This window comes from Rhodococcus sp. 852002-51564_SCH6189132-a, assembly GCF_001665495.1.
GTDB classification, from domain to species: Bacteria; Actinomycetota; Actinomycetes; order Mycobacteriales; family Mycobacteriaceae; genus Rhodococcus; species Rhodococcus pyridinivorans.
The window spans coordinates 39,546-58,433 of record NZ_LZMJ01000029.1; the positions used below are offsets into that span (position 1 = coordinate 39,546).

At 64.3% G+C, this 18,888-nt stretch carries 6 protein-coding genes; 5 read left to right on the forward strand and 1 reads right to left on the reverse strand.

The genetic code is table 11. From position 1 onward, the window contains the following. Nucleotides 1-74: 74 nt before the first annotated feature. A complete protein-coding gene (gene pglW, locus A5767_RS05805; protein ID WP_064851883.1) occupies nucleotides 75-4,307 on the forward strand; it encodes a BREX system serine/threonine kinase PglW in 4,233 nt (1,410 codons plus the stop codon). Next, entirely contained in the window at nucleotides 4,307-7,855 is a 3,549-nt protein-coding gene (pglX, locus tag A5767_RS05810; protein WP_064851907.1) for a BREX-2 system adenine-specific DNA-methyltransferase PglX, read from the forward strand. Before pglW ends, pglX begins: the two co-directional genes overlap by 1 nt. Before the next feature lie 138 nt (nucleotides 7,856-7,993). On the opposite strand, the gene A5767_RS22490 is transcribed toward pglX, so the two are convergent. Continuing rightward, entirely contained in the window at nucleotides 7,994-9,718 is a 1,725-nt protein-coding gene (locus tag A5767_RS22490) for an AIPR family protein (RefSeq protein WP_082937613.1), read from the reverse strand. A 1,516-nt stretch (nucleotides 9,719-11,234) separates the two neighbouring features. Between A5767_RS22490 and A5767_RS05820 the strand changes: the two genes are divergently transcribed. From A5767_RS05820 to brxD, 3 genes are read left to right on the forward strand one after another with little or no spacing between them, the layout of a single operon-like run. Beyond that, on the forward strand, nucleotides 11,235-14,942 hold the full coding sequence (locus A5767_RS05820) for a DUF6079 family protein (protein WP_064851885.1): 3,708 nt from the start codon (nucleotides 11,235-11,237) through the stop codon (nucleotides 14,940-14,942). Further along, a complete protein-coding gene (pglZ, locus tag A5767_RS05825) occupies nucleotides 14,939-17,593 on the forward strand; it encodes a BREX-2 system phosphatase PglZ (protein WP_064851909.1) in 2,655 nt (884 codons plus the stop codon). Before A5767_RS05820 ends, pglZ begins: the two co-directional genes overlap by 4 nt. Further along, entirely contained in the window at nucleotides 17,590-18,870 is a 1,281-nt protein-coding gene (gene brxD, locus A5767_RS05830) for a BREX system ATP-binding protein BrxD (protein ID WP_197483208.1), read from the forward strand. Before pglZ ends, brxD begins: the two co-directional genes overlap by 4 nt. The last annotated feature ends 18 nt before the right edge of the window (nucleotides 18,871-18,888 follow it).

Genomic DNA, 18,888 nt, shown 5'->3' on the forward strand with positions numbered 1-18,888 from the left:
CCGCTGATCCGCACTGCGTGTGTCCGGGTAAGTTGTGACGGACGTGAACGATCGGATGAAAGAGGGGGCACCCGGTGCACAGTGACCGGTGGGTCGAGGTCAGCCCTTCCCCGTTCGACCATGAACGCGAAGGGCTCGAACGGATCAAGGAGATCCTTCCCGACGCCCCGCCGTTTCGGGCGTGGTCGAACTTCGAGTTCCGCGACAACCGCGGCCGCTGGCACGAGGTGGACCTGCTGGTTCTTGCCCGCGACACTCTGTACCTGATCGAACTCAAGTACTACAGCGGCGTTCTGCGCGGCAACGACCATGTGTGGAGTCGCGGAAACTACCGTTCTGAGGATTCGCCGCTGCTGCTTGCGCGCAAGAAGGCGCAGTACTTCTCGTCGCTGTTGAAGGACCGGCTGGCAGAGAAGACCGGGCAGAAGAACCTCAAGGGCATCATCCCGTTCGTGCAGGAACTCGTGTACCTGCATCATCCGGACCTCGAGTGCATGCTGCCCGCCAGTTCCAAGATCAACCTCTACGGCATCGACGGCAACGAACACCGCAGCCGACTGCCTGGCCTCAGCGAACGCCTCCTGGCACCGGCCAAGCACGAACCGGTCTCCGAGGAAAAGTCGCTGTTGATCCGCGACCTGATGACCGCCATCGGTCTCGCCCCACGCCGCCAGCGCGAAGTCGGCTCTTGGGTGATCGACGATCAGCCACTCGGCGACGGCGAGGGCTGGCAGGATTGGCCCGCCTTCCATCACGTCGACATGGAACGCGCGGCCCGCATCCGCTTCTACCTGCCCAAGCCCGGCGCGACGTCCGCGGAGGAGCATGCCCGGGCGCGCGGTGTGGAGCACGAGTACAAGCTGTTGTCGCGGCTCAAGCACGACGGTCTGCAGGTGCCTGTCGACGTGGTCAAGGACAAGGAACTCGGCATCGGCCTGGTGTTCCCGAAATCCGAGAGCGACGTCCGCCTGGACCTGTGGCTCGCGGACCACCACGGCGAGATGACGCTCGAGCGGCAACTCGCGGCGCTCACCGAGATCGCCGAGATCGTCCACTACGCGCACCGGCACCGCGTGGTGCACCGCACCCTCAACCCACGGGCGATCGTCGTCCGCGACCGCAACACCGGCCCGCAACCGCAGGTCACCGACTGGGACACTGCCGGTGTGCTGCCCGCCAACGCGGAAACCGGAGTCACCCGCCTGTCCGCGGGGCCGCTGAGCCTCATGGCCGGCAGCCTGAGCGACCAGGCCCGGCTGTTCACCGCGCCCGAGGGCGTGAACCCCGCCGACCCGGCCCGGATGGATGTCTTCGGGCTCGGTGCGCTCGCGTTCTACCTGCTCACCGGTGGACAGTCACCGGCGACGGAACGAGGCGAACTGCTCGACCGGTTGCGCCGTGACGGCGGTCTCGACCTGGCGGTGGAATTGCCGCAAGTTCCGTCGATCCTGCGGCAATTCGTGCTCGACGCCACCGATCCCAGCCCCTCAGAACGGATCTCGTCGGTCGCGGACTTCCTCGAGCGACTCGAGGCAGTGCGCTCGGATCTGTTCCGCGCCGAAGGGGAAACCGATCCCCTCGAAGCGAAGCCGGGCGACGAACTCGGTGACGGCCGCTTCGTCTACAAGCGTCGTCTCGGTGCGGGATCGACCGCTGTCGGCATTCTGGTGGTGGACCGCAAGGCCGGCGACCACGAGCGTGTCCTCAAGGTCGCTCGCGACGACGAGGCCGCCGCGCGCCTGCACGCCGAAGCGCAGGTGCTCGGCAAACTCGACGACCCCCGCATCGTGCAACTCGCCTCCGAGGAGAACGTCGGCGGCCGCACCGCCCTCGTCGTGCACTACGCGGGACGCACCACCCTCGCGGAGGAACTCGCCGCCAAGGGCGGACGGTTGTCCATCGACCTGCTCGAACGCTGGGGCACCGATCTATTGCAGGCGCTCGTCGCCCTCGAACGAGCCGGGGTGGTGCACCGCGACCTCAAGCCCTCGAATCTCGGGGTGCACCAGTCCAATTCGCGCGCCGACGCGCACCTTCGCCTGTTCGACTTCTCGATGGCCGGGGTGGATCTGCGCAACACCGACGCCGGAACCCCGCCCTATCTCGACCCGTTCCTCGGAATCGGTGGCCGCACCCAGTACGACACGTCCGCCGAACGCTACGGCGCCGCTGTCGTCCTGTACGAGATGGCGACCGGCGCCGTGCCGCAGTACGGGCCGGACCCGCAGGCGAACCCCGCCACCGTCGACGACGACGTCACCGTCGAACCCGGCATGTTCGAGGCGCCCGTCGCAGCAGGTCTGACCGCGTACTTCACCTCGGCGCTGTCTCGCGACGTCGCCACCCGCCCCGATACCGCCGAGGAGATGCTCCGCGACTGGCGGCGGGTGTTCACCGACCTCGACGCCGCCCCTGCGAAGCCCGAGAAACCCGCTCGCCCCGTCAAGGTCGAACCCACCACGTCGCTCGTCGCCGCCGGGCTGAGTGCGCGCGCCGTGTCGGCCCTGTCCGCGGCGCAGGTCACCACGGTTGGTGAGCTGCTGGCGCTGGACTCCACCCGACTCAACCGGCTGGTCGCGAAGGAAGCGAAGGCCACCCGCACCGAGATCCGCGACCGGCACCGCGCGTGGGTGAAGGAACTCGGCCGGTCCGCCGCCAAGCCGCAGGCGCAACAGGGTCTGCTCGGTCTCGACGACGCCGTCGCACTGTTGGTGTCGGCGGTCGGCACCGGGCGTGCCGGCACCCGTCGCAGCGCCGCGGAACTGCTCCTCGGTGTCACCGGCACCTTCGACGCGTTCGCTTCGGGCAACGAACTGGCCTCGGCGTTGAGGAAGAGCAGTCCCCGCGGAAACCAACTGCTCAAGGAACTGCAGTCCGACTGGGCCGAGAAACCGGCCGCCCGGGAACTTCTCGACGAACTCATCGACCTCGTCGACCAGGTCCTCCGCGATTCCGGTGGGGTAGTGGCGATCTCCACTCTCACCGCCGAAATTCGGGCGCGGCTGCCCCAGGCGCACACCGGTGCTGCCGACGCCCTGGCCCCGCGTCTCGCGGAGCGCGCTGCCGCGGGGTTGCTGCGCGTCGCGTTGGATCGACTCACCGAACACGAAACCGCGGAGGGCACCCGCAGGTGGGTGCGGCGCCGTCACGGCGGCCGTCTCGCGTTGATTGCCGACGACGAACTCCTGCTCGCCGGAGCCGAAGCCGCGGGTCGCCGCGCCGACGACCGCATGGTTGCCACCCCGATGTCCCAGGTGGTCCCGATGGGCACCGCGGCACGTGAGTTGCGCGGCGCGTTCACCCACGCCTACTCTGCCGCGGCCGGACCGGACGTGCCGGTGCCGCTGCCTCCGGACGGGCGTCTGGTGCGCTTGGCGGCAGCGATCTCCAAATTCGCCGCAGTTTCCGGTCGCGGGGAACTCCACAGCCTCAGCCTCGGCCCGTCGGATGCGCTGCGTATCGCCCTCGCCGGCCTCGCCCAGACCGAAGCGCTGTCGCCGACGGAGATCCGGGCGCGCGTTGCCGCGCGATTCCCGGAACTCGACCGGCTGCCCGGCCGCCCCGCCCTCGATGCACACATCGACCGTGCCGGACTCGGCCTCACCTGGGACGGCACCGCCTACCGCTACGAGCAGGCCGCGCCGCCGAGCGAAACCTCACTGCACACCCGCACCGCCACCCACACCGGTCCGCCCGCCGGGGCCGTCGCGTCCGCCGCGACCGGCGACGGCGGCGCGGCGCGGAACTCGCTGGTGGCGCGGTCCTTGGCGGAGAACGGCTTCCTGGTGTTCGGGGTGCCCGTCCACCGGCCCGGCGACCATCAGATCGTCGCCCGGGAACTCGTCGACGCGCACGGCGGCGAGGTCGTCGACGTCACCGGAGCAATCATCGATGCGATGCGCACCTTTTCGTCCGCGCGGGGTGTGTCGTGGGATCTCGTGCGAAGTGCCGATGCTGCCGCGCCGGGAAGCAAGGATGCGCGAGGCCTGCGTGCGGTGCTCGAGCAGGTGATGCCGCGCGTGTGCGCCGGCCTCGAGGATCGGGTGTTCGGGGATTCCGCGCAGCCCAAGCCACTCGTGCTCACCGAGGTGTCGCCGCTCGCCCGCTACGGCTACCTCGACGTGTTGGCGCGGTTGGCCGATCTGTCGGCGCCGCGCCGCCGTCCGGTGTGGGTGGTGCTGCCGCAGATGCGTGGCCAGCGTGGCGCGTTGGTGGATGGTCAGCCGATCCAGTTGGGTTCGCCCGGTGGACAATTCGTTGTGTACCCGCTCTGGAAGACTGGGGCTGTTGAGAGCGAGAAGGTGTGATGGCGGACATTTCCGCGACCGAATTGGTGAAGGCGCTGCGCAAGCAGGTCACGGTCCTCGAGGACGATCTGCGTGCCCGCGTCGACGGTGCGGACGTCGACACCCGCCAGTCGGGGGTGGAGCAGCGGTGGCGCGCCGAGTACACCGCTGCACTGCACGCGAACCGGACGGCGGCGTCGTGGCAGGCGTGGCGCGACGAACGAATCACGCAGGCCGCGGTCGCGTGGGTGCTGCTGACGGTGTTCGCGCGCTACTGCGAAGACCACGGCCTCGTGTCGAAGGCGTGGATCGGCGGCCCGAACCCCGACGCACGCCAGCAGGCACTCGACGCGCGGCGCGCGTATTTCACGGAGTTCCCGGAGCACACCGACCGCGAGTGGCTCGACACGATCACCGCACATTTCGCGAAGATGGAAGCCACCCGCGGGTTGGTCGACAGCTACTCGCCGATGCACCAGGTGGCGCCGTCGGGCGACGCAGCGCGTGGTCTTCTCGAATTCTGGTGGGACAAGGACGCATCCGGCGAGCCGCTGTGGGGCTTCGCCGGTGTTGATACCCGATTCCTGGGCGACGTGTATCAGGACCTGTCGGAGTTCGCAAAGAAGAATTACGCGTTGTTGCAGACGCCGGAGTTCGTCGAGGAGTTCATCCTCGACCAGACCCTTGAGCCGGCGCTGAAAGAGCGGCCCCTCGAGGGTTTCACGGTGATCGACCCGACCTGCGGGTCCGGTCACTTCCTGCTCGGAGCGTTCCACCGGTTGCTGGAGCGCTGGGAGAACGAGGCGCCCGCACTCGGCCGTCGCGTACTGGTGCAGAAGGCCCTAGCGTCGGTGTTCGGCGTGGACATCAACCCCTTCGCCGTCGCGATTGCGCGGTTCCGGCTCATGGTCGCGGCGCTGGATGCAAGTGGCGACCAGTCGATTGAGAAGTTGATTGACATCGAACTTAACCTCGCGGCCGGTGACTCGTTGCTGTGGGGTGCGCGGCAGCAGGCACTTGCGGACGACCTGTGGTCCACAGATTCGGAGCAGATGGCCTACGCGACGGAGAATGCCGACGCGCTCAAGGCCATCTTGCAGCGGGAACACGATGTGGTGGTTGGCAACCCGCCGTACATCACGGTCAAAGATGCGGCACTCAACGCGACATATCGGCAACTTTACTCTACTTGCCATCGGCAGTACGCGTTGACAGTACCGTTCATGGAATTGTTCTTCGACCTCGCCAAGAACGATTCCGATGGCAAGCCAGGTTGGGTTGGGCAGATCACGTCGAACTCGTTCATGAAGCGGGAGTTCGGGTCAAAACTTATCGAGGATTTCCTGAGTACCCGTGACTTGAAGCGGGTTATAGACACGTCCGGCGCGTACATTCCGGGCCATGGGACACCGACAGTAATTTTGGTGGGCCGCAACCGGACCCCAGTGGGTGAGACAGTCCGTGGGGTGCTCGGGGTGCGAGGAGAGCCTGGCCGACCGGAGGACCCGGCCAAAGGCATCGTGTGGTCGGCAATCGTCGAGAATATTGACGAGCCTGGTTTCGAGAATGGCTGGATAAGCGTGGCAAACCTCGCTCGGCCATCGCTGAAACGGCATCCCTGGTCTCTCGCCGGTGGGGGCGCGATTGAACTCCTAAGAGCAATCAATACCAACGCAATCGGTAAACTCAATGATTCAGTGTCTTCTTGCGGATACGTGATGATGTCGCGAGCCGATGATGCCTACCTGGCATTGGCAGGCGCCCTCAGTCGACGTGGGATCAAGCCAAGACACATGCGTGAACTAGTGGATGGTGCAGCGATTCGTGACTATCAAGTCACTACTAAGACTGAGATTGTATTCCCGTATGAAAACGACTCCGCTGCTCATGCGACCTCGGAGGTAGCGAGGTGGCTATGGCCGTCCAAACAGGATTTGATTCGCAGGCGTGAACCGAACGGGTCGCAATTGGAGATCGGGCTCACATGGTATGAGTGGAGTAGGTTCATCCGAGATCGGTATGTGGTTGGTCGGCGTATCGCGTTTTCGGAAATTGCCTCTCACAACCATTTTGTAATCGATGTGTCCGACCGGGTTTTCAATCAGACCTCGCCAGTACTGACTTTGGCTTCGGACGCGAGTGAGGACGATCACCTGCGGATCATCGGGTTGCTCAATAGCTCGTTGGCGTGCTTCTGGCTGAAGCAGAACTGTCAGAACAAGGCCGGCGGAGGGATCGGTCGCGGCGATTCGGACGAGCATTGGGAGCAGCGTTACCAATTCAACGGCACTAAGGTAAAGGAACTTCCCCTTCCAGCGTCTCACCCTCTCGAACGCGCCCGCATCCTCAACTCCCTCGCGCAGGAACTTGCCGCTCACACCCCCGCGGCCGTCGTCGCGACTGGTGTACCGACCGCAGAAGCGCTGGCACATGCGCGCACGGAGATGAAGCGTATTCGCGCGTTGATGATCGCGCACCAGGAGGAACTCGACTGGGAGTGCTACCGCCTCTACGGCCTCATCGACGAAGATCTCACCTACTCGGGTGAACTGCCTGGAATTGATCTGGGGGAGCGTGCATTCGAGATCGTCCTCGCGTGCGCCGTCGAATCCGGCGAGCACACCGCGTGGTTCGAACGACACCGCTCCGCTCCGATCACCGAAATTCCGTCGTATCTGCCCGCCGACTACCGCGACCTCGTGAAGCGCCGCCTTGACGTGATCGCGGAGAATCCGCACATACGTTTGTTGGAGAAGCCGGAGCACAAGCGGCGGTGGGCCTCCGAGCCGTGGGACAAGCGCGTCATCGAAGCACTGCGCGACTGGCTGCTGGATCGAGTGGAGAGCCGCGATCTGTGGTTCGAAGGCGACCATCCGACCCCACGTAGCATCGCACAACTCGCCGACCGGCTCGACCGTGATGAGGACTTCCGTCAGGTACTGCGGTTGTGGGTCGGCAATAATGAGGTATCCACCTCAGCAGCTTTGGCCAAGCTTCTCGAAGAAGAGGGCGTTCCGTTTCTGGCGGCGTTGCGGTACAAGCCGTCCGGTCTCGTCAAACGCGAAGCGTGGGAACATACCTGGGAACTTCAGCGTCGCGAGGACGCGGGGGAGAAGTTGGACGGTCCGATTCCGGTGCCGCCGAAGTACAAGCCCGCCGATTTCCTCAACACGTCGTACTGGTCGCGGCGCGGCAAACTTGATGTGCCCAAGGAGCGGTTCATCTCGTACCCGAATGCGAACCGCGACACCGACTCAACGATGCTGCTCGGCTGGGCGGGGTGGGATCACGCCGAGCAGGCCCTTGCGCTCGCTGGACTCGTCGATGAACGCATCGTGACCGACGGTTGGGATCAGGCATCTTCCGAGAAGCTGACTCCGATGCTGGCGGGCCTCGCCGAACTGTTGCCGTGGGTGCGGCAATGGCACGGCGAGATCGACCCCGAGTACGGCGAGTCCGTCGCCGACACCATCGAAGCAGTCCTGCGCTCCCACAGCGCAGAACTCGGCCTAACCCCCGATTATCTCGCTACCTGGCGGCCAGGACACACACGTGGACCAAGGGCTTGAGGGGAAGAATGGAAGCCAACTCTTGGCCAGACAGTATCGTATTCGCTAAAGGCGTGGTGTTGCTGATGCATCATTCGGCTTGTTCCGGAGCATTCCACGGGGAAGGAAATAGGAAATTGTGTGCCAGTTTGTAGTGATTCACGATCGTTGGTTCGGCGGTATGCGTACTTTCTCCGTAACTGCGTCGAGTAGAGCTTCGGTCTGCTCCCTGTTCCGTCCAAACTCTCGGGTGATCTCTCCGCCGGCGGCGTCGTCGATTACCGCAGCTACTGACAAGAGTGCACCCAAATATCTCTTGTCGTCCCACAGAAATCGATTAAAGGAATCCAGTGCGCGCTCGGCCTTGGCTTCCTTGCTTTCGATCGCGTCAACGTGCCGAGTGCCAGTGAACGCAGTTCGGACGCCTGCGAGGAGGTGATACCGTGCCGGTTTGAATTTTCGATCGATCTGTTCGTTTCGGAAGAAGTGATCGAGTTTGCAGTAGGCGTACGCGGCCGAGTAGAAGTAAGCAGGGTGGTGGGATGCTGTGAAGACCTCGCTTTTCGCTCGATCGCGAAGGTCCCCGTAGTACCGGGCCGCCGTGTGCGGCACTTTTAGGTACATTGAGGCGAATGATTGCAAAAGGTTTCGGAGAGTGATGACTCTCCACGCCCCGCGAACCTGCTGAGAACCTACCCATTGCTTGGAACGCCGTTCGTAGTATATGCGTCGATCTTCGTCTGACTTGTACGTATTGAAGTATTGTTCAATCGCTTTTTGTTCATCAAGTAGCGCGAGGAGATTTTCCTTGCTCACCTGCGTTTGTTGATTGGTTGCTGTCGTGATGGATCTTGCAACCGCGTCATCAGCCGTTACAATCAACCGGAAGGGGATATGCACGTCTTCGAGATTATCTCTCTCCGCATGTAATACGTGACTTGTTTGGCAACCGTTAACCACCTGGTACTCGTGGAGGGTGAATCGATTACCGGTAGTCTTGAGAGATTTTGCAACAACCGTCACGCCATTATTTAACACACAGAATCGCGTGCGATCCGCTGACCTGAGTGTTTTTCGGATATCGGCATTTACATCCACGTCCCCTTGGAAATCGCGTACATTATCGTAGAACAGCGCTTTGCGGATTTCGCCATCCTCGTCAGTTACCAGTTTGAGCAGCTCACTAGCGGGGAGGATTCCGAGAAACGATTCTTCAATCCGTGGCATCTCTGGTAGCGTGGTCTTGCTCTCGAACAGAATGGTCTTTTTAAGTCCGCGATCAATTGCTCGCCAATTTGATTGCACTTCGGCTGCACCCCAGGTGCTGAATTCAACTCGCGACACGAGATTCGAATCCAGGAGGCTCTGCTTTGTCTGTGCAATCTTCTTTTCAATCGGGGCGGGTGATTCCCACTTTCCTGTAGAAACGTAGTACAATCGGATCACCGGATTCTCGCTGAACATATCGGATTTCTCCCATAGTAGGTCCAGCATTTCGGAAAACTCAGGGTGTAAAGAGGGGTCCTGAGATCTAATCAGCGACTCGGAAGCGTCAGCAAAAATACTCAGATCGCCGAGTTCGAATTTTGAAGATGTTTTTGCTTGGACAAATACGAATTCCGCGGAAATTGGACCACTATCCATCATTATATCGTCAAGTTGGGAGATGTCACTGATTAGCGCACCGTTAACGGAAAGTGCAACAGCATCAAACCCCTGCACTCCGTCGCCGACGCAGAAATCATCAGCCGAGAAGGTCCCGCCGTAGAGTTTGGACAGCGCTATATGTGTTGTGAAGCGCTCGAATTGCTGTGTTTCGCTGAGGTTCTCCAAACCTGCGGCATCCACATAGCTTTTCAGTAGACTTTGCGTGACTCTGTCCATTCTGTGCCTTCCCAGTGGTCCAAGCGTTGCTAGGGCATACTATCCCGCATTGTCTTCGGGTGGCTTACGCGTCGGCATGGTGCTTTCGATTGACCGTGGCGACCGTGGCTTCTGTTTCCAGCCACGCCAAGCTGCTCGGTCCGTCTGAGTTATACCGGGTCCATGGCTCCGAAAGTGGTTCCTTCCGTTCGATCTGACTTCGTCGGGTGGGTTACAAAGGCGCGGGAAGCGCTCCGGACGGGTCGAGGCCGCCACGAGAATCTCGATGTCCTGTGGCGCGAGGACTGGTGTCAGATGAGTCTGACGGGTATGCCCGCGGTTTTCTTGTCGCTGACAGCAGGCGGCAGGTCTCTATTGCAGTGCCGTGACATCAGTCAACGAGGCAATCTGCACCGATTCCTCCAGCTCACATGCGAGTCGTGCTGGCACCGACCAGGCGGCTCTGATCAAACCCATTAGCGGAAGGGGCTGGGAACGGGTTGCTTTCGTTGGGTTGGGCCGATCTTCACACTGGGGCCCGAGGCCGGTGCCGTCACCCAGGTTCGGCGGCGGACCGCGCAGGTACTCGTGCGGGCAAGGTCAGAATCTGACCGTCGCGGTCGGTGGACCAGAGTTAGACATCGAGAGGCGACTTACGGTTGAGGTCCCATAACCTGGGCCGATGAGACGGACGCCCTGCGGGCGGCTGCCCCCGACCGATCGGAGACCCTACGGGTCCCTGTATTGCCTTTGGCCCCTTCCCCAACGCTGCCCGGTCGCCATGCCCCGATAGACCATCTCGGCCAGCACTTCTGGCCCCACGTCGGAGATGACGTGCGGCTTGCGCTGGACCCGGTCGTTCGTGTCGACCCTCACGATCGGGTGCTCCACCGCCAGAATGGAGACGAAGGGTACTGGCGCCCAGTCGGTTTCGCGCACGGGAATGGCACCCCTGCGCGCAGCGTCGAAGCGCTGACGTCGGACCTCGGGAGATGAGCGACGAATGCCGACGTGCCGCGGCTACCGGAAAGGCGCGCACACGTCGCAGCGAAACTCCTCGAGCCTCTCGACCGGAAGGGTCGAGAGGCTCGGTGAGTCAGGACGTCAGTGAGGACCCCGGTGGGGTGAGAAGAACAAGGTCGGCGTCGAATGCCGAACCATGAGAAGTGCGCCCTGGGGGCGTGTGGATAGACTCCACCCTACGGTGCATGACAGTTCCGTTCTGTCGTGTGCCCAGACCCCGGTTCGGTGTTCCCGCACCAGCCGGGGTCGACCTGTATCCAGGCCGGTGCAGGGATGGTCCCACGCGCGGTGTTGAGCGTCAACCTCGAACAGATGTTCGTGTCGCAGGCGCGCTGAGATGCCGGATTTCGAGGCTCGGCCTACACACACTTCCCCGAAAATGCGGGATCGTCCAGCATGCGTGCAAGGGCGTTGGGGGTGGCCGGTAACGTTGGCGTCCTTGGGCAGGATGAAGTGCACAGCGACCTCACCACGGCCGCTGGTTCGAGGACCATATAGGAGGGGCGGAGCAGGCGTGAGCATTCTGCTGCGGGACGTCATCGACATTCCTGAACGCGTCGGCGCCGACGACTACGTGCTGCGCTTGACCGACAGCACCGACGACGACGCGCACATCCGCGCGACGGTCGAGGCGTACGTGCTCACCGAGTCGCTCAAGGACAACTTCGCGTCCGCTATCTCCCTGATTTCCGACGCGATCCGCAAGAAGACCTCGCGCGGTGCCTATCTCGCGGGTTCGTTCGGCTCCGGTAAATCGCACTTCATGGCTGTGCTCTACGCCCTGCTCGGTAACCATCCGGCCTTGCGCACCGAACGGTTCCGCGATCTCACCGCCCGCTACGACGCCGACATCGGGGGCAAGAAGATCCTGGGCCTCACCTATCATTTCCTCGGCGCCAAGTCGATGGAAGAAGCGATCTTCCGCGGCTACGTCGAACAGATCCGACGCCTCCATCCCGAGGCGCCTCTGCCCGCGCTGCACGTCTCCGACACGCTTCTCGCCGATGCCGAGCAGTTGCGCCACAAGATGGGGGACGGCCCGTTCCTCGCCGGACTCGGCGGCGACAGTGCGGGCGGAGACGACGATTGGGGCGGACTGGTCTCCGATAGTTGGACGCTCGAGCGGTACCAGGCCGGGCGCGCAGCACACGCAGAGAGCGAGCGGCGCAAGGAACTCGTCTCCGCGCTGGTCCGCAACTATTTCTCGTCGTTCCTCGAGCAGGCCGAGTACGTCGACCTCGATCGTGGCCTGAGCGTCATTTCCGAGCACGCCCAAGAACTCGGCTACGACGCCGTGGTGCTGTTCCTCGACGAACTCATCCTCTGGCTGATCTTCTACGTGCGCAACAACGAGATCTTCAGCCGTGAATCGCAGAAGATCACCAAGCTCGTCGAAGGCTCCGGCAACCCGCGGCCGATCCCACTGGTCTCCTTCATCTCGCGCCAGATGGACCTGCGCAAATGGCTCGCCGATGCCGGCGCCTCTGGTGCCGAGCAGGACGCATCCGATCGTGTACTGCAATACCAGCAGGGCCGATTCCGCACCATCGAACTCGGCAACGACAATCTCGCCGAAGTTGCGAACATCCGCCTGTTGCAACCGAAGAACGGCGAAGCCAAGCAGGCTCTCGACGAGGCATTCCGCACCGTCACCCGCAGCCCCGAAGTGTGGGACGTGCTGCGTGACTCGATGAACACCACCGAGGAACATCGCGGATCCTCCGAGCAGGAATTCCGACTCACCTACCCGTTCTCGCCCGCACTGGTATCCACGCTGCGCGAACTGGCCTCCGTGATGCAGCGCGACCGCACCGCGCTGAAGGTGATGCAGCGCATGCTCGTCGAACGCCGCGACACCCTCACCACCGCCGACCTCATCCCCGTCGGCGACGCCTTCGGTCCCATCGTCGACGGCGAGGAACCCATCGACGGTGTGGCATCCACCCTGTTCAAAGCGGCCGAATCCCTCTACCGCGACAAGATGCTTCCCCTGCTGCTCACCCGCCACCAGGTGACCCAGGAGCAACTCGAGACCGACCCCGACTCGGTGCCCGCCGGGTTCCGCGCTCACGACCGGATCGCCAAGACCCTGTTGCTGTCCGCCATCGCCCCGAAGGTCCCGGCGCTGCGCGACATCACCGCCTCCCGGCTCGCGGCCCTCAACCACGGATCCATCAAGACCCGCATGAAGGGCGGCGAAGCCCGCGTCGTCCTGGGTGTGGTCCGTGAATGGGCCAAGGACATCCCCGAGATCACCGTCTCCGAGGGCGCCAACCCGATCATTCGGGTGCAGCTGTCCAACGTCGACTACAACTCCGTCCTCGAACGCATCCGGGGCGAAGACAACTCCGGCAAGCGCAAGGTGCTCATCCGCACTCTCGTGCACAAGGCGCTCGGCGTCGACACCAGACAGGACGATCTCGCCGGCGGCGCCACACGCACCGTCATCTGGCGCGGTTCCCGTCGTGAGGTCGATGTGGTGTTCGGAAACGTCCGCGACGCCTCGTCCGTGCCCGAACAGAACTTCGACAACCGGCCGGGCACCTGGCGACTCGTTGTCGACTACCCCTTCGACGAGGGCGAATTCTCGGCCGCCGACGACATCGCCCGCATCGACCGACTCCTGTCCGGCGGCGACCGGCACACCATCGTGTGGTTGCCGAAGTTCTTCTCCGACGAAGCCAGGCAAGACCTCGCACTGCTCGTCAAGCTCGACTGGCTGTTCGGCGGCACCGGAGATCGCTGGCAGGAGAACACCGACCACCTCTCGCCTGCCGACCGGGCGCAGGCCCGAGGCATCCTCGAGAATCTCTACCGGGGAACGCTCAATGCCTTCGAGCGGCTTCTCGAGCAGGCCTACGGCATCGAAGCAGCCGACCCGAAGTACTTCGTCGACGACCCCGGCCACACCGAGATCCTCACCTCCCTCAGCAAGGACTTCAGCCCGAAACTACCCACCGCAGTGAACCTGCGGGACGCCTTCGACAAGGTCATCGACCAAGCATTCACGGCGCTGTATCCGAACCATCCGCAATACGCGAGCCCGGACGACGAGGTCACCTCCCGTCACTACGAGATCGTGCGCGGCTTCGTCGAGGAGGCCGTCGCTGACCGTCAGGGCCGGGTACCCACAGCCGGCGCCGAACGCAAGGTCGCGCAGCGCATCGCAGCGCCGCTGAAGGTGGGCAAAGCCACCGAAGACCACTTCCTGTTCGGTGAAGACACCTTCGCGTACTGGGCCGGTGAACTCGACCGAGCGGCCGCAGAGACCGACCGCGTCACCGTCGGCGTGCTGCAGCACCGCATCGACTCGATAAGTCCCGCCTGGGGACTGCGGCCCGAAGCGCGCGACCTGATCGTGGCTGCGTGGGCACTGCTCCGGAAACGTGCCTGGTTCGAGGCGGGCGCGCCCGTCCCGGCACCGCCGCTCGGACGGATGCGCGAGAGCATCGAACTGCGCGCCGAGGAACTGCCCGAACAGGCGGCGTGGGACGCCGCCCGCACCACGGTCAGCTACCTACTCGGTTACACGATGCCGCGCACCTTCCTCACGGGCGCGAACGTCGCAGACTTCGCGCAACAGGTACGCGCCAGGGCCGGGGAGAAGACCGCCGATCTCCGGCAGCTCGCCGACCGGCTGGCCAACGCCCACCGAGTCCTGAAACTGGACGTCACCGACACCGATCGGATCAGCGTCGCTCGGGCGCTCGTCGACTACCTCGACACCCTCGCCGGCACCTCCGGTAACGTCGCGCTCATCGACCTGCTCGCCACCGAACCTGTGCCGGGCTCGGCGGAATCCGCCGGTCGGATGCGGACGGAAGCGGCGCACGACGCAGCAGCGTTGCGAGGCTTCCAATGGAAACTGGTCGGAGCATTGCTCGCCGGTGCCGAAGCCGACGGTGAGCGAGGCGAATCCGCGCGGGTGATCGTGAAGAAGCTGAAGGAGCTGATCACCACTCCGGGAGTTTCCCTGGCCGACCAGCTCAACCGCACGGAGACCCGAGTGGTCGAGTGGGTAGTGAGCGAACGCATCGCCGACGATCCCGACGATGACACTGACGACGAAATCGAGGACGACACCTCGGATGACGAGGTCGTTACGGACCCCGACGAAGTGACCCTTGACGATATCGATGACATCGAAAATGTCACCAAACGACTGCGCGCAGCCCACAAGAAGCATGGCAAACGCCTGCACGTGAAGTGGTGGGTGCAGTGAACACGCTCACCGCAACCCGTCCGATCATCACTGCCAAGCTCGCGAAAGCCGTCGAAAAGCGCTACAAGAGCGGTGTTCTCGGTCTCCGTGCCGCGCCTGCATGGGACGGCGGTACCTTCCAGCACGACGGAACCCCGGTGACGGTCGTGCCGTGCCCATCCACCCTCGCCGTGTGGGAGGCCCTCGAATCCCGCGCCGACGACCAGTGGCTCGTCATCCTCACCCCCGTCGACGACAAGGATCTCGGTGACGGGGTGCTGTCCCACCTCATCGACGGCCGGCTCCTCAGCCCCGACCCGTGGGACGCGCTGCGCTCGACGTTCGCGGCCACCACCATCGAGCCCGCCCTCTACCGCGTACCCAACGACCGGGCCTTGGCTCTCGGATTGCTCGCGGCGATTCCCACCGCCGCGACCACCCCCGCGCCGGGTGGTGTGCTCACCCGCACGCACGTGATGTCCACCCTCGCGCGCGCCGTACTCGCGATCACCGACGATCCCGCCACCGAGATCGACACCTTAGCGATCCTCGAATGGAGCCGTCGTGCCGACGTGACCGACAACCTCGCTCGGCTCCGCGCAGATGGAGGCACCGAGGTCACGCAGACGGTCGCCGCATGGCTCGCCGAACGAGCAGGGCGACTCAGCAAACCCGTGGCGGCGCTGCTGAAAGCCCAGCGGATCACCGAGCTTGTGCCACTCGGTCTCATTGCGGGGTTGTTCTCCGACCCCACCACTCATCTCAAACTCGGAGTATTTCTCGAGCGCTTCGGCCTCGACAGCCTCAGTGCCGACGATCTCGCCGCGTGGTACGACGACACCTCGGGCCTGGTTGTCGGCAGCCTCGTCGAACGGGAACGCCGCGCGGTTCTCGAATCCGCCGCAGGACACGTGCGCGAGCTGAACGTCGAACATCTTGCCGAGAGGTCCGAACTTCTTCCCCAGGGTTTGACCGCCCGCCTCGACGAGCTGGCGAAGGCCATCGAGAACGCCCTGCCCGCCGCCGCCCGCGGACCGAAACATGAGGGCATCGACGGTGTCGAACGGGCATGGGAGGGGGTGCTGCAACATCTGTCCGCCCGCACCTCCACCTCCTGCCGAGCGGCCGAAGCCGCCGTGCGGTTGCTGCGGTGGCTCGCCGTGGACACCCCGGCCGACGGTGGGCTCGACACGTTGACCCGCCGATATGTCGACGTCGACGGCTGGGTCGATGCCGCCCTCGTGACCGCGCATCGCGGTTCGGATCATCGGCGTCTCGCCGAGGCGATCACCCAGGTCATCGCCTTGGTCACCGCGCACCGCCGCGGTCACGATCGTCGGTTTGCAGCCGCCCTCGCCGACACGCCGCACCCCACCGGCGTACTGGTCGAACAGTTACTGCCCACCGTGGTGCTGCCCCTGGCCAAGTCGACGCCCACGCTGCTGATCGTGGTCGATGCGTTGTCGGTCGCGGCCGCAACGGAGCTTGCCGCGGCCGCCGCAGAATCCGGCTGGATGGAGGCGGGTGTCCTCGGATCCTCCCGGCGAACGGGCGCACTTGCTGTCCTGCCCACTCTCACGCAACGGAGCCGCTGTTCACTGTTGGCCGGTGACCTGCGGGAAGGAAACGACGCTGCCGAACGCACCGGATTCCTCGAGCTCCTGCGGGACGCGAAGCTGGAAGCGGCACCGGGGCGCACCGACCCGATCTTCCACAAGAAGGCACTCGACACCGTGCCCGCCGGAGCGGATCTGGCCACCGACGTCGCTAATGCCATCGCCGACACCACCGGCCGCCCGCTGGTGGCTACGGTGCTGAACTTCGTCGACGATACCCTCCACCACACCGACCCTGGTGGAACCCACTGGGGCATCGACACCATCACCCACCTGCGCCCACTGCTGCAGGCCGCGCAGCGAGCAGGTCGCGCGGTGATCATCACCTCCGACCACGGGCACATCATCGAGCGCCGCACCTCCGTCAAACGCGACCGTGTCACCGTGTACGGGCAGCGCGCACACGGTGACCTCGACCGGGTGGACGAGGGTGAAATCGTGGTTCGAGGACCGCGGGTACTCACCGACAGTCGTTCGGTGGTGCTCGCCGTCGACGACACCATCCGCTACGGACCCGTCAACGCCGGTTACCACGGCGGGGCCAGTCCCGCAGAGGTAGTGGTGCCCGTGCTCGCTCTGCACACCGGAGTGCGTCCCGACACGCTCACCGCACTCGGTCCGGTCGAGCCACACTGGTGGCACAGTCCCGTCCAGGTCGATGCGCCCCAGGTGCACCCCACACCGGCAGCGAAGCATGCGGCACCCACCCTCTTCGACAGCGAAGATCCCGTCGTTGCAGACGCCGGTGGGGATGTGGCGGATCAGGTGCTCGCCACCACGGTCTTTGCCGATCAGATCCGGCTGGCAGGCCGGATCGTGGTGCGTCCCGACCAGATTCGCGCGCTGCTGGCTGCACTGCTTGCGGCACCCGCGCGGGAACTGACCACCGCCCATGCAGCGGCTCTCCTCGGACTGGCCCCGAGCCGAGTCGGTGGGGCGTTGCTACAGATCAAGCGGGTTCTGGACGTCGAAGGCTACGAGGTGTTGCTGCTCGACAGTGGTGTTGTCGGACTCGACGAAGCGGCGCTGCGCGAACAGTTCGGGATCGAATCGTGAGCGCGGCGGTGTCGCCACGGAGGCGACGAGAAATCCTCGACGCGCTGCGACGCGGCACCGTCCCCGCGAACGGTCTCGACCAGCTCGCCGTCGGACTCGGTCGGTTCGAATCCGAACTCGACGCCGAGCTCGAGGTGGTTGCCGGCGGGGGAGCGATGTTCAAGGCCGTGCGCGGCGACTACGGCTCCGGTAAAACGTTCTTCGCCCGCTGGCTCGCCGATCGCGCCACCAAACGCGGTTTCGCCGTCGCCGAAGTGCAGATCAACGAGATCGATACGCCACTGCACAAGCTCGAAACCGTGTATCGGCGCAGCATCGAATCTCTGCGCACTGCCTCGATTCCGCCGTCCGCGCTGCGTCCGATCCTCGATGCGTGGCTGTTCACCATCGAAGACGACGCGACCCAGCAGGGTGTGAGCGTCGACGATCTCCTCGAACGTCGCCTCGCGGACGTCGCCGCGCGAGCACCGGTGTTTCCCATGGCGATTCGGGCCTATCGCCGGATGGTGGCGGAAGGGGACAACGACGGCGCCGACGGGCTGGTCGCCTGGCTCGGCGGCCAACCGCATGTCGCAGCATCGGTCAAGCGCCGCGCGGGCATCAAAGGCGACCTCGACCATTTCCTCGCGCTCGGCTTCCTCCGCGGCCTGCTCGCAGTGTTGGCCGACGCCGGCAACGCCGGTCTGCTCTTGGTGCTCGACGAGGTGGAAACCCTGCAGCGGGTGCGCTCGGACGCCCGCGCGAAAGCGCTCAATGCGCTGCGTCAGTTGATCGACGAGATCCACGATGGACACTTTCCGGGTCTGTACCTGCTGATCACCGGCACACCGGCGTTCTTCGAAGGTCGGCAAGGTATCCAGCTGCTCCCGCCCCTGGCGGATCGGCTGCACACCGACTTCTCCCGGGATCCGCGCTTCGACAATCCGCGCGCCCCACAGTTGCGACTGACAGGCTTCGACCTCGACCGACTCGTCGAGCTCGGTGGTCGTGTGCGCGAGTTATTCTGCTCCGGCATCGACGCGGGGGAGCGGGTGCGGTCGACCGCGGACGATGAGTTCCTTCGCCGGTTTGCTGGTGCGGTCGCGGGGAGTCTCGGTGGTCGTGTCGGGATTGCGCCCAGGCTGTTCCTGCGCAAACTCGTCGACGTGCTCGACGTGATCGAACTGCACCCGGAATTCGACCCGTACACCGATTACGAGATCAAGATCGGGGCATCCGAGTTGTCGGAGGCCGAACGTGAGGTCGTATCGGCGGACGATATCGACCTGCAGTTGTAGAGGGGGAATGATGGGGAA